The 13886-nt window shown below is 41.5% G+C and carries 7 protein-coding genes; 6 read left to right on the forward strand and 1 reads right to left on the reverse strand.

Annotated elements, in window-relative coordinates:
* Nucleotides 1-56: 56 nt before the first annotated feature.
* From ACLFKQ_RS22750 to ACLFKQ_RS22760, 3 genes are all read left to right on the forward strand, one after another.
* Nucleotides 57-6056 carry an AAA family ATPase gene (locus ACLFKQ_RS22750; RefSeq protein ID WP_449002001.1) on the forward strand — a complete coding sequence of 2000 codons (6000 nt, stop codon included), beginning with the start codon at nt 57-59 and terminating at the stop codon, nt 6054-6056.
* Between the two features lie 7 nt (nt 6057-6063).
* Complete coding sequence (locus ACLFKQ_RS22755) at nt 6064-8439, forward strand: hybrid sensor histidine kinase/response regulator (protein WP_449002002.1); 2376 nt, start codon at nt 6064-6066, stop codon at nt 8437-8439.
* A gap of 195 nt (nt 8440-8634) precedes the next feature.
* Nucleotides 8635-8943 carry a hypothetical protein gene (locus ACLFKQ_RS22760; RefSeq protein ID WP_449002003.1) on the forward strand — a complete coding sequence of 103 codons (309 nt, stop codon included), beginning with the start codon at nt 8635-8637 and terminating at the stop codon, nt 8941-8943.
* A gap of 132 nt (nt 8944-9075) precedes the next feature.
* On the opposite strand, the gene ACLFKQ_RS22765 is transcribed toward ACLFKQ_RS22760, so the two are convergent.
* Complete coding sequence (locus tag ACLFKQ_RS22765; protein ID WP_449002004.1) at nt 9076-9429, reverse strand: DUF1823 family protein; 354 nt, start codon at nt 9427-9429, stop codon at nt 9076-9078.
* 151 nt (nt 9430-9580) lie between these two features.
* Here ACLFKQ_RS22765 and ACLFKQ_RS22770 point away from each other — a divergent pair, with 151 nt between their 5' ends.
* The 3 genes from ACLFKQ_RS22770 to ACLFKQ_RS22780 all read left to right on the forward strand — a co-directional run bounded on the left by ACLFKQ_RS22770 (nt 9581) and on the right by ACLFKQ_RS22780 (nt 13824).
* Nucleotides 9581-10492 (forward strand): DMT family transporter, encoded by a 912-nt coding sequence (locus ACLFKQ_RS22770; RefSeq protein ID WP_449002005.1) that lies wholly within the window; start codon nt 9581-9583, stop codon nt 10490-10492.
* Between the two features lie 174 nt (nt 10493-10666).
* Nucleotides 10667-11575 carry a ParA family protein gene (locus ACLFKQ_RS22775; RefSeq protein WP_449002006.1) on the forward strand — a complete coding sequence of 303 codons (909 nt, stop codon included), beginning with the start codon at nt 10667-10669 and terminating at the stop codon, nt 11573-11575.
* An 8-nt stretch (nt 11576-11583) separates the two neighbouring features.
* Nucleotides 11584-13824, forward strand: a complete 2241-nt coding sequence (locus ACLFKQ_RS22780) for a putative PEP-binding protein (protein WP_449002007.1) — start codon at nt 11584-11586, stop codon at nt 13822-13824.
* Nucleotides 13825-13886: the final 62 nt, after the last annotated feature.

Raw genomic sequence — 13886 nt, forward strand, 5'->3', positions numbered from 1 at the left:
TGTAATTGTAAAGCTGCCTCTTAAGAGATACTCTCTAGTAAGAGCAAAAAATTGAAATGAATATAATAATTATTGCCGGCTACAACCCGATCGAAGTCCTCGATGAAAATGCTACGACTCTAGTCTATCGCGCTTCTCAAGAGTCGGAATCAACCTCAGTAATTATTAAAACTCTCAAAATAGAGTATCCTAGCATCGAGCAACTGGCTCGCTTGAAACACGAATATAAAATACTACAATCTCTATCAATAGCAGGAGTTGTCAAACCTTTAGCTATAGAAAACACTCGACATGGTTGGGCTACCATTCTATCAGACTTTGGGGGAAAACCACTCCATAAAGCGATCGCTGCTTCTAAGTTGCAATTAGAAAATTTTTTGCCAATTGCGATTCAGTTGTCTGCCACGCTGGCTGAGCTACATCACAATCAGATTATTCATCAAGATATTAAACCTCAGAATATTCTGATCGATCTAGTAACCAAGCAAGTTGAAATTATCGATTTTAGTATTGCATCGCGTTTATCTAGCGAAAATCAAACTGCGAGTAATCCCAATTTACTGGAAGGTTCCCTTGCCTATATGTCCCCAGAACAAACTGGAAGGATGAATCGCTCTATTGACTATCGTACTGACTTTTATTCTTTAGGGGTTACCTTCTATGAAATGCTTACAGGTCAATTACCCTTTCAAGCTACTGATGCTTTGGAATTAATTCACTGTCACATTGCTAAAACACCAATAACCCCAAAACAACGCGATCGCCAGATTCCCCAAGTGGTTTCAGATATAGTCATGAAACTATTAGCCAAAACAGCTGAAGAACGTTATCAGAGTGCCTTGGGACTTAAAGCCGACTTGGAAAAATGTTGGCAACAACTGCAAACAAACGGAAAAATAGAAAACTTTATTGTCGGTCAGTTAGATTCGTACGGTCAATTTACCATCGCCCAGAAACTCTACGGACGTAACAAAGAAGTTGCCCAATTAATCGATGCCTTCGAAAGGGTTAGTTTGGGGACGACTGAAATAATGCTAGTGAGTGGTTATTCAGGAGTCGGTAAATCTTCCCTAGTAAACGAAGTTCACAAACCGATCGTACGTCAGCGAGGCTATTTTATTTCAGGTAAGTTCGATCGGTTTAAGCGCAATGTTCCCTACGCCTCTTTCATTGAGGCTTTTCAAGAATTAATCGGGCAATTATTAACCGAAAGTCCCGAAAAAGTCGCAATGTGGAAGGTAAAAATCTTAGCAGCACTCGGTGCTAACGGTCGGGTTATCATTGATGTTATTCCAGAAGTCGAACTAATTATTGGCTCTCAGCCAGAGGTTCCCCAACTAGGACTAACTGAAAATAAAAATCGCTTCAATCGAGTATTTCAGCAATTTATTCGCGTATTTTGTCAACAAGAACATCCGCTAGTGCTGTTTTTAGACGATCTGCAGTGGGCTGATACTGCATCTCTTAAACTAATACAATTACTAGTAAGTAATTTAGAAAGCCAGTATTTGTTAATAATTGGTGCCTATCGAGACAACGAAGTTAGTTCGACTCATCCGGCGATTTTGACTTTAGCAGAAATGCAAAAATCTGGGGTCGTCGTCAACAAGATAGTTCTTCAACCTTTGCAGATTGCCGATGTCAATCAGTTGGTTAGTGATACACTCCATACCGAACTAGAAACGTCGCGATCGCTTGCCAAATTACTGTTTGATAAAACTCAGGGCAATCCCTTCTTCTTAACTCAGCTACTTAAATCTCTCAATCGCGAAAACTTGTTGAGGTTTGATTTCAGTCAAGGTCGCTGGCAGTGGGATATCGAACAGCTTAAAGTTATTGAGATTGCCGATAATGTTGTCGAATTGACGATCGCTCGAGTTCAAAAGCTATCACCAACAACCCAGAACATCTTAAAGTTAGCTGCCTGTATTGGCAATAAATTCACCCTGGATGTTTTAAGTATCGTTTACCAAAAATCTCGATCGCAAACAGCAGCAGATTTATGGGAATCTTTGCAGACGGGATTAATCTTACCCTTAGATGAATCTTATAAAATTCCTTTGGCGATCGCTGAGCCGGCGATAGAATTCGTGGCAGATGAGCGAGAAGAAATCACTATTGCCTATAGATTTTTACACGACCGAGTTCAGCAAGCAGCTTATTCTCTAATTGCCGATGGGCAGAAAAGAGAAACTCACTTAAAAATCGGTCGATTGCTCTTACAAAACACTGCCCCAGAAGAACGAGAAGACAAGATTTTTGCTCTAGTCGATCGACTAAATTATGGGATTGACATACTTACCTTGGAGTCAGAAAAATACGAGCTAGCGCGACTCAATCTGATCGCAGGACGAAAAGCGACAGCAGCAACGGCGTATGAGTCTGCGAGCCGTTATTTGAAGGTGGGTTTGAGCCTGTTGATTACTTCTAGCTGGCATCAACAATACGAACTGACATTAGCTTTACACCAAGAAGCAGTAGAAGTAGCATTTCTTAGCGGTGACTTCGAGCAAATGGAACAGCTAGCTGAGATAGTGCAGCAACGAGCTGAAACAGTGCTAGACAAAATGAAAGTTTGTCAAGTAAGAATTAAGGCTCGTGAAGTTCAAAGAAAATTGCTCGAAGCAGTAAGGCTGGGTCTGCAATATTTGCAAGTACTCGGAGTGAGGCTAATTGAATCACCGACTCCTTTAGATATTCAGCAAGCGATTGAGGAAACAACAGCAAATTTGGCAGGTAAAGAAATAGAAAATTTAATTAATCTGCCATTAATGAAAGATGCCAACAAGCTAGCAGCCTTGCAACTAATAGCTTGTTTAGTTCCTGCCGCCTATCAATCTGCACCTGGATTATTTATTCTCATGGCTTGTCAGGAAGTAAATTTATCTATTCATTATGGAAATACTTCTCTATCAGCTAGTGGGTTCGCCGATTATGGAGTGGTTTTTAGTGGGTTGTTACAAGATATTGAAGCTGCATATAAATTCGGACAATTGGCTTTAAAACTATTAGAACGTTTAAATATCCGTGAAGCTAAGTGTCAAACATTATTTAAAGTTTCAACTTTTATCATGCATTGGAAACATCATGTTAGAGAGACTTTACCATTTTTGGAAGATGCTTATTCTTGTGGACTAGAAAATGGAGATTTAGCCCATGCTGGTTATTCGGCAAGTCATAAATGTCAACATTTATACTGGAGCGGTTCGGAGTTAAACAGTCTAGAGCGGGAAATGGCTAGATGGAGTAAAGAAATCGCCCAAATCAATCAAGAAACTGCTTTAAAGTGGAACCAAATATTTCATCAGACAGTTTTAAACTTACTCGGAAAGGCTGAAAGTAATTACCGTCTAATTGGAAAAAGTTATAACGAAGACCAATCATTGCCACTGCATATTCAAGCAAATGAGCGAACCTTAATTCACTATGTATTTCTCAACAAATTAATTTTATGCTACTTGTTTGGTGAGTTCGAGCGAGCTGTTGAAAATTCAATCCAAGCCGAACAGTATCTACATGGGGTAAGAGGTTGGCTAGCTGTACCGCTGTTTTATTTCTACGATTCTCTAGCACACTTGGCTAGATATGAATCGATACCAATCTCCCAACAAGAGCATTGCTTAAAACGAGTAAATAATAATCAGGAAAAAATGCGGCAGTGGGCAGACCATGCCCCGATGAATTTCGAGCACAAATACGAGCTGGTAGAGGCAGAGATAGCGCGGGTATTGAGTCAGTATTGGCAAGCAATGGAAAGTTACGATCGCGCCATTGCCCTGGCTAAGGAGCAGGGTTATCTTCAAGAAGAAGCTCTAGCTGCCGAACTAGCCGCAGAATTTTATTTAGCTCTAGGTAAAGATAGATTTGCCAAAGAATATTTAAAAGAAGCCTACTATGGCTATGTCGCCTGGGGAGCCACTGCCAAAGTCAGCAGTTTAGCAACCAAATATCCCGATCTTTTTGGTGAAATACAGCAGCGAGAAACCAATTCTCAAGAGCGATCGCCTCTCAATACCCTAGATTTTGCCACGGTTATGAAAGCCTCCCAGGCGCTTTCTAGCGAAATCGTTTTAGATAAACTGTTAACTAAGCTGATACAGATCGTCCTGGAAAATGCCGGTGCTCAACAAGGAGTTTTGCTATTAGACAAGGCAGAATTACTAATTGAAGCTTTTAGTGTGGTCGATAGCGATCGGGTTTCGATCCGACAAACTAAGTTAAAAGCAGCCGAACCAGAGCGATCGCCGAACGGACTCTATCCAACCTCCATAGTTAATTACGTCGCCAGAACTCACGAGACTTTAGTTATCAATGATGCCTGCGCTGAGGAGACTTTTAGTCTCGATGAATATATCCTTCGACATCAGCCCAAGTCGATTATGTGCCTACCAGTTTTACATCAAGGCAAGCTGAGCGGTACTCTCTATCTAGAAAATAAGCTAACGGCGGGAGCTTTTACCCCAGAAAGATTGGAACTTCTCCAATTACTCTCATCTCAAGCGGCGATTGCGATCGAAAATGCCAGTCTTTATGCCTCTTTAGCAGAGGTGAATTTAACTTTAGAAGCCAAAGTGGCAGAACGAACCCTTCAGCTACAGGAAAAGAATTTGCATTTGCAGCAGGAGATTGGGGAACGTCAACGAGCAGAACAGGCGGCTGAGGCGGCTAACCAAGCAAAAAGCCAATTTCTGGCAAATATGAGCCACGAACTACGCACTCCTCTTAACGGAATTTTAGGTTATGCTCAAATTCTTCAAAGAGAAACTTTGACCGAGGGACAACAGAAAGGTCTAAGGGTGATTTATCGCTGTGGCGAACACCTACTAACTTTAATCGAAGATATCTTAGATCTTTCTAAAATCGAAGCCCAGAAAATGGAATTGCATGCCGGCGATGTGTATTTTCCTGAGTTTTTGAAAGGTATTATCGAAATTTGCGACATTCGTGCCCAACAAAAGGGAATTTCTTTGATTTACAAACCTCTGGCGACTCTCCCCGATTTTATTCATGCCGATGAAAAAAGATTGCGCCAAGTGTTGATTAACTTACTTGGTAATGCCGTTAAATTTACTGAAACGGGTAGCGTTACTTTTAAAGTTGACACTCGCGACGGCAAACTTTGGTTTGAAATCAAAGATACGGGCATTGGCATTGCCGCAGAACAATTAGAAGCGATCTTTTTGCCTTTTCAGCAAGTAGGCGAACAAAACCGCCAAACGGAAGGCACCGGCTTGGGACTGGCAATCAGTCGTCAGTTGATCGAAATGATGGGCGGAGAACTAAAGGTCAAAAGTATCCTGGGTAAGGGCAGCGTTTTTTGGTTCGAGCTAGATTTGCCGCAAGTGAACCAAGTGTCAGTCCGGCTTAAAATTGAGGAAAATAATCAGATTATTGGTTTCCAAGGTTCTAAACGAAAAATTCTCGTGGTAGACGATCGATGGGCAAATCGCTCGGTCTTGGTGAATCTCTTGGAGCCTTTAGGATTTGAACTGTTAGAAGCGACTAACGGCTCGCAGGGTCTCGCTAAGGCACGGGAGTTTCAACCCGATTTAGTTTTTATGGATTTGGTCATGCCAGAGATGGACGGCTTTGAAACTACTCGTCAGCTAAGACAGATCCCAGAATTTACGGGTCTGGTGATAATTGCTGTCTCAGCTAGTGTATTTAATTTCGATCGCCAGCAGAGTCTCGAAGTTGGTTGCGACGATTTTTTACCCAAACCTTTCTGGGAAACAGAGCTTTTAGAAAAATTGCGAATTCATTTAGGACTAGAATGGATCTATAAAAATGAAGATTCCGAAGTAAAACCAGCCCTTGACCAGCGAGAAAAGACTGCTTCTTTTGCCCCAACTATTCCCGTTCCCTCAGAAGAAGAGATAGCAAATTTGCTCGATTTGGCAATGAGAGGCGATCTTAGAGGTATTACCGCCCAAGTCGATCGACTGGAAGAGTTGGACCGAGCCTGGGTACCGTTGGCTACTCATTTGCGCAAACTTGCCAAGAATTTTGAAGGAAAAAAAATTCGACAATATTTAAAACAACTGTTAACTAGCTAAAGCATTGATGAATGTTAATCTCCCTGAAAAAAATGTCATTCTAATTGTCGATGACACTCCTACTAATTTAGAAATGCTACTCGATTTTTTAGAAAATTCTGGCTTCAAAGTGATGGTATCGGAAGAAGGAGAAAGTGCGATCGAGATGGCAGAATATGCTCCCCCCGATCTGATTCTGTTAGACGTACTCATGCCGCAAATGGACGGTTTTGAAACTTGCCGTCGCTTGAAAATGAACCGAGCTACTCGAGATATTCCCGTAATTTTCATGACCGCTTTGAGCGATCGCGTAAATAAGGTCAAGGGTTTAAACCTTGGGGCAGTAGACTATATCACCAAGCCATTAGAGCATGAAGAAGTTTTAGCTCGTGTTAACATTCACCTGCGTCTTCAAAACCTGACCAAAAGTTTATCGGAGCAAAATCTTTGCCTGCAACAGGAAATCGAACAACGCCAGCAAGCGCAGCAAGAAAGAGAACTAGCTTTTAAGGCACTACAGCAGAGTGAAGCTCGCTTTAGAAGATTAGTTGAATCTAATGTTATTGGAATTATTTATTCCGATTTAGAAGGTAAAATTATTGAAGCTAACGATGCCTTTCTCAAAATGGTGGGATACGATCGCCCTTTATTGCAAGAAAACTGTTTGCGTTTGGACGACATATCTCCCTTAGATTATCGCGAGCTAGATCGAGCGGCGATCGCCCAACTGCGAGAGTCGGGAGCTTGTAATCCTTTTGAAAAAGAATTTATTTGTGGAGATGGCAGCCGCATTCCCGTAATGATTGGGGGTGTCTTGTTAGAAGAGTCTCAAGCTGCGGTTAGTTTTGTTCTCGACCTGACTCAGTATAAGCAGGCGCAACAGAAAATTTTCGAACAGGCTGCTCTGCTAGATATTACCACCGATGCGATTCTGGTGCGGGAGCTAGATAATAAAATTCGATTTTGGAATCAAGGAGCCGAACGGCTCTACGGCTGGAAAACTTCCGAAGCTCTAGGCAAGAATGCTAATGAGCTTTTGTATCGACAATCCGAAATTATCGACCGACTCCCCGATATTCTCGCCTGTCTAAAAGAATACGGCTCTTGGCAGGATGAACTGTACCAAGTTACTAAATCGGAGAAAGAAATCATTGTCTCTAGCCGTTGGACATTAGTGCGCGATTGTGAAGGTCAACCGAAATCGATTCTCGTCGTCAATACCGACATTACGGAAAAAAAACAACTCCAAGAACAGTTTTTTCGCGCTCAGCGACTGGAGAGCGTCGGCACCCTCGCTAGCGGTATCGCCCACGATTTCAACAATATTCTCACCCCAATGCTGGCAGTTGCTCAACTGCTACCGTTAAAATTTCACGACCTCGATAAGCAGAGTAAGGATTTACTAGATATTTTAGAAACCAGTGCTAGACGGGGAGCGGCTTTGGTCAAACAAATTCTCTCCTTTGCCCGCCACGAAGAAGGAAGAAGACACCAAATCCAAGCCAAACATTTGCTGTCGGAAGTCGCAAAAATTGCCCAACAGACATTTCCCAAATCGATCCGAGTTATTAAAGATATTTCCTCCAAAGAACTGTGGACAGTTTGGGCAGATGCTACCCAACTCCATCAAGTGTTAATGAATCTCTGTATTAATGCCCGTGATGCTATGCCCAATGGCGGTACTCTGACGGTTGCTGCTGAAAATATTTTTATTGACGAACACTACGCTTGCATCAATCTTGATGCCAGGGTTGGAACTTATATTGTTATTAGTATTAGAGATACGGGAATCGGCATTCGCCCGGAAATACAGGAGAGAATTTTTGAGCCATTTTTTACCACTAAAGACTTGGGCAAAGGGACGGGACTCGGTTTGTCTACCGTACTCGGTATTATCAAAAGCCACGGTGGTTTTTTAAAAGTTTATAGCGAACTCGGACAAGGCACTCAGTTTAGAGTGTATTTGCCGGCAACTAAAGGTAGTCAAACCCAGCAAGTAGACGATTTCAACTTGCCTCAAGGACATGGAGAACTAGTTCTGGTGGTAGATGACGAACCCGCTATTCGCCAAATTACTCAAACATTATTGGAAAAATATAACTACAATGTTTTGACTGCCAGTGATGGCATTGAGGCGATTGTGATTTACGCTCAGCATCAAAGTCAAATTGCTGTAGTGTTGATGGATATGATGATGCCATCTATGGATGGTTTAACTACCATCCGCGCTTTGCATAAGATCGATCCGCATCTGAAAGTTATTTCTACGAGCGGGTTGACAACAAACGGCAAGTTGGCTGAAGCTGTAAGCCTTAATATCAAAGCTTTTTTACCAAAGCCCTACACGGTTAAAGAGTTGTTAGATAGTCTGTCAAAAACCATTAAATTTAGTAAATCTAGCTAAAATATTTAATGGCGATCGCCATAGCTAAATTCTATCTTTGGAGAGAGAAAATTTAGCTAGCAGCTCGAGATAATAAGCTTAAGTAAAATTAGTTTAGCTGATAGATGTTAATCATATTTAATTATATTTATCAGCACCACATCCCAAAAGAAATTACTTAATGTTTTTAAACAATTTATTTGAGATAATAAAATCATGAATCAAAATACAAACAACGAAAACTACGATCCCCATATCGAACCCGCCGAGACAGCAGCACGAGAAGAACGAGAAGGAGCAAACTTTAAACAAATTCCCCATCGAGAGAAAGAAGAAGATCTTAACTCTACCGGTGGACAGACTGTAGACCGTGAAGGTTTGGCGAATAATTACGCTGTTGAACCGGAAATGTATGTTGAAGAACCAGGAGATTTAAGAGAAAAAGAAGCCAGACAAGAAGCCGAGCGAGCGGAAGAGCTTAAAGAAATCAATACTCCCGGTGGTAAAGGTCCTGGTGTTGTTTAGAACGATAGATAAAAACTGATTTATTAGGGCGTTTCGTTAAACGCCCCTTAGAGGATATCGGAAAAATAAATAATAAAATAAAATAATATATGATGACGGGTTTCTACTGGTTTTTGCCCCTCTGCAGTGAAGCTAATGCATATAGTTAAGCAACCAATTAGCTGCAGTAGCACGACGAGTTTGTCTGGGTCCAAATTCACCTAATTTATAGCCTTTAAAACCTAGTTTCTCTTTTAATAATTGTTTGTTTTCTTTAGGAATAGAGCGGGTTAATTTGACAGTGGGTTGACGGTTGGCAATAAAATCTGGTGGTTCGACATACTCTTGCCAAGTTTCGGCAACGTTACTATTATCCCAGGTGCGATCGCGCTCGTTATAACGGTAGCCGAGATAGTACCAAACTAATTGATTGACGGTAGCATCATCAATTTCTTCATTGAGAATTTTCCAAATAGTTTCCGTGTTTAGGGGCGGAAGATTATTCATAGTCGGACATTTAACCCTACGTCTGGATGCATTGTTAATAAATTACGATAAAAGGTGTATTTTAAAGACTGGATAACTGCAAAGTATCGTACCATCAGCGAGCGGTCTTTAATTTGGTTGCAACCTAAAAGTAATAGTTAGCTGCAAGTTGTTGAGCAAACCGAAAGCCTGGCAAGTAGGAATAGTATTAGTTATCGGCGTGTTGGCAATCTCGATGTCAGCAATATTCGTCCGTCTATTGATGACAACTGCAGGAAGACAGGATGTTGGTTTTAGTTTATTTATCGCTGCATCGCGTCTAATTATTGCCGCTGTTATTTTATTACCTACCTGGAGTAAGATAAAGCCCGAAACTATCACACCATCGGCTAGTTTATTGGCGATCGCGGCGGGAATTTGTTTGGGATTACACTTTGCCACCTGGATTACTTCTCTTGCTTTCACCTCTATTGCTGCTTCTACTACCTTAGTTACTACCAATCCGATTTGGGTAGCACTTTTGACGCGATGGTGGTTTCAAGAACGACTCAGCCGACGAGCAACTGTTGGTATTGGTGTGGCTTTGGCTGGAGGAATGGTTATAGCCTTTAGTAACAATAATATCGATAGTAGTAGTAATCCCCTATTGGGCAATATTTTAGCTCTGTTGGGAGCCTGGATGGCTAGCCTCTATCTAGTTCTGGGAGGACAAGCACAGCGACAGGGATTGAGAGTTAACGCTTATATCGCGATCGCCTACACCAGTGCGGCAGTATTTTTACTACCTTTACCGTTACTATTCAGTACGGGTTATTTAGACTATAGCCGAAAAGTCTATTTGTATTTGTTGTTAATGGCAATTATCTCCCAATTAATCGGGCATACTAGCTTTAATTGGGCATTACGCTGGATATCTCCGACTTTTATCGCTTTGAGTCTTTTATGTGAGCCAGTTGTTTCGAGTTATTTGGGATTAATTGTATTTGCTGAAATTCCCTCGTTGCTGACGATTGTAGGAGGGGCAATTCTCTTGTCTGGAGTAGGGATTACGGCGATAAATCGAAGCGCTAAAAATAGTAATTGAAACCAAAACAGCGATCGCCTCTATCTTATTTTTATTCTAGCCAAATCGATAGTTACTTTTTATACTAATACGAGTTTTTTGTTCAAAAAAAATAACAAGTCCTATTCTAATTCGAGATGTAGGTTAAAGTTATCTAGAACTATTAGAACTCCAGAATCGTTAACAACAACAGACATGGGAACTATTATTAGCACGGTCAATATGAAAGGAGGAGTGGGAAAAACGACTCTCACTGTCAATCTAGCTACCTGTTTGGCTAAATATCACGGAAAACGAGTTTTAGTATTAGATTTAGATTCGCAAATTAGTGCTACTTTAAGCTTAATTGCGCCCCATGAATTTGCCAAAGTTCGTAAAAAAAGACGCACCCTGAGTTATTTACTCGATAACGTAGTAGATCCCAATCCTTGGAGTAAATTAGGTATCGAGGACATAATCTTACCAAATATTTGTAATATCGAAGGCTTAGAATTATTACCAGGAGACATCGAACTATACGATGAATATCTAGTCTCGGAGATGCTGCATAAACGAGCTATGGAAAAAGATGAGCCAGAATTTGCTAAAGTTTGGGACGAATTTGAAAAAGTCTTAATCCAGCAAATTATCGAACCAGTAATCGACGACTATGATTTTATTATTTTTGACTGCGCCCCAGGATATAATTTACTAACTCGTAGTGGTATTGCTGCCAGTAATTTTTATCTGTTACCCGCTCGTCCAGAACCACTATCTTTAGTTGGAATACAACTATTAGAAAGAAGAATTGCTAAACTCAAACAAAATCATCAAACCCAATCTTTAAAGCTCGATTTATTGGGTATTGTCTTTATTCTTTCGGCTGGAGGATTAATGGGCAGATATTACAAACAAGTAATGAAGAGAGTAAAAGATGATTTTCAGCCAGAACGTTTATTCGAGCAATCAATACCGATGGATGTAAATGTAGCTAAGGCGGTAGATTTATTTACACCGGTAACTATAGCTATGCCCAATTCTTCGGGCTCGAAAGCTTTTATCAAACTAACAGAAGAATTTGTGGGCAAAATAGAAGTCGAGCAACCCCTATCTGCAGTAAATTAAACCTAATAGTGAATCACCTTTATTGGCTTTCACAAATTCCAGCTTCAAAAAAATTTTTGGTCGGCGATAACTTGTCGATCGTCAGCCAACTACTGCTGAATAACTGTCCGATTCTGCCTGGATTTGTGTTAGACAAAAGTTTACTGCCAGAATTTTTGACCTCAGCTTTTTCGGAGTCTTTAATCTTCAACTTATCCGATTTAGAGGTGAGCGATTATCGAGCTTTACAGGCGATCGCCAGACATAGCCGTCAAGCCATAGCTGATGCCGCTTTGCCCCCAACCTGGCAAGAGGAAATATGGCAAGCCGCACGCCAACTAAATTCACGGGCTCTAATTTTGAGTCCTTATGCGGTAATTTCTCGCCAACGAGATGAGATAATTAGTTTGTGGCGATCGCAAACCTGTTGGCTGGCACCAGAAGCTCTAGAGCAAGCTCTTAGAAGAGTCTGGCAAGAATTATTTACGGCGAAAAGTTTATTTTACTATCGTCAATTAGATTTATCCCTCGAAGAGATTGGCATGGCAGTTTTGGTTCAGCCTCTCAAAGCAGCTAGAGCTTCGGGAACGGTTGAAATTAGCCCGGATGTAATTCACCTTCAGGCGACAGAAGGATTGGTGCAGAGTTTGTTATGGGGAGAAGTACAACCCGATACTTACCAACTAGATCGTACGGGCAAGATAGTCGCTCGGCAGTTGGGTAGTAAAAATTATGCCCATCGTCTAAGTGATTGCGCTGAGGAGCAATTAGAAACTTGTTTGGAGGCATATATACCCGACGAAACTAGAGCGGAAAATTATCTTTTAACTCCTCAAGCGATCACCAGTATTTTTGAGTCGATAACGACTATTCTGCACTATCATTCACAAACCAAATATTTAGAATGGATTTTAGAGCCATCTCCAGTCGATGACGAGACGGCCGCAGAACCCCAATTTTACTTTACTCACCTCAGCGATCGCCTGTTGTGGGCGATCGACCAGAAAAATTTAATCCAGTCTAGATCGTCCCCAATTCAACCTTTATTGACTGGACTAGCGGCTTCTGCAGGCAAGATCTGGGCATCTGCAACCGTAATCGCCGATTTAAATACTTCTCACTCAGAAGCAATTTCTCCTGGCTGTATCTTAGTTACTAAAAATGTTTCTCCAGAGCGCATACCCGTCCTCAAAAGACTCCGAGGAATCATTACAGAAGACGGTGGACTTACCAGTCACGGAGCAATAATCGCTAGAGAACTACAAATTCCGGCTATTGTCGCTGCTGAAAATGCTACAAAAATTATCGCTCAGGGACAAAATATATTTCTCGATGGCGATACTGGAGAGGTCTATCTAGAAGCAATGCGCCCTCAGAGTTTACCGAGCGTCGAGTATCCCAGATTTGAAGCAGAGATTTCAACTAGGCTAATGGTCAATCTGTCGCAACCAGAGGTAATTGAGGATGTAGTTAATTTGCCTGTAGCTGGAGTGGGATTATTGCGTTCTGAATTGATGTTATCGGAGTTGCTAACCTCAGAACCCCTAGAAGTATGGCAGCAAGCAGCAAAGCGAAGACAATTTTTGGATGCGGCGATCGCCCTAATAGAACAGTTTGCCGCAGCATTGGCACCGCGCCCAGTTTTTTATCGTTCTTTAGACTTATGTGCCAATCAAACGGAACTCAATCCCATTGTTAGTAGTCGGGGAACCTATCGCTATTTATTCGCTCCCGAATTATTCGATTTGGAACTACAAGCTCTTTTAACCGTATCTCAGAACTATAGCAATCTCAACTTAATCTTACCCTTTGTCCGTAGTATAGAAGAATTTAAATTCTGTCGCCGACGGGTCGAAAATATCGGTTTGAATCAGCGAGAATCATTTCAGCTGTGGATGATGGCAGAAGTACCATCAGTTTTATTTCTGCTTCCCGAATATGTTCGTGCTGGAGTACAGGGAATTGCCATCGGCACTAACGATTTGACTCAATTACTTTTAGGAATAGACCGAGAACAGGCTCATTTTAGCCAACAGGGTTTAAACGAAACTCACCCTGCCCTAGAACTGGCGATTGCTCGATTGATTGCAACTGCTAAAGCCAATAATATTCCCTGTTCGGTGTGCGGTCAAGCACCAGCTCTTTATCCAGAGCTAATTGATAAACTAGTAGAATGGGGCATTACTAGCATCTCCGTCGAACCACGAGCAGTCAGAAGCACCTATGAAGCGATCGCTCGTGCCGAAAAGCAGTTGAGAGGGAATGGGTAAGAGTAGAGAAAAACTAAGAGATTTCCAAGTGACTATTTGGGAATAAAAACAACTGGTCAAGT

This window comes from Myxosarcina sp. GI1(2024) (assembly GCF_053543375.1).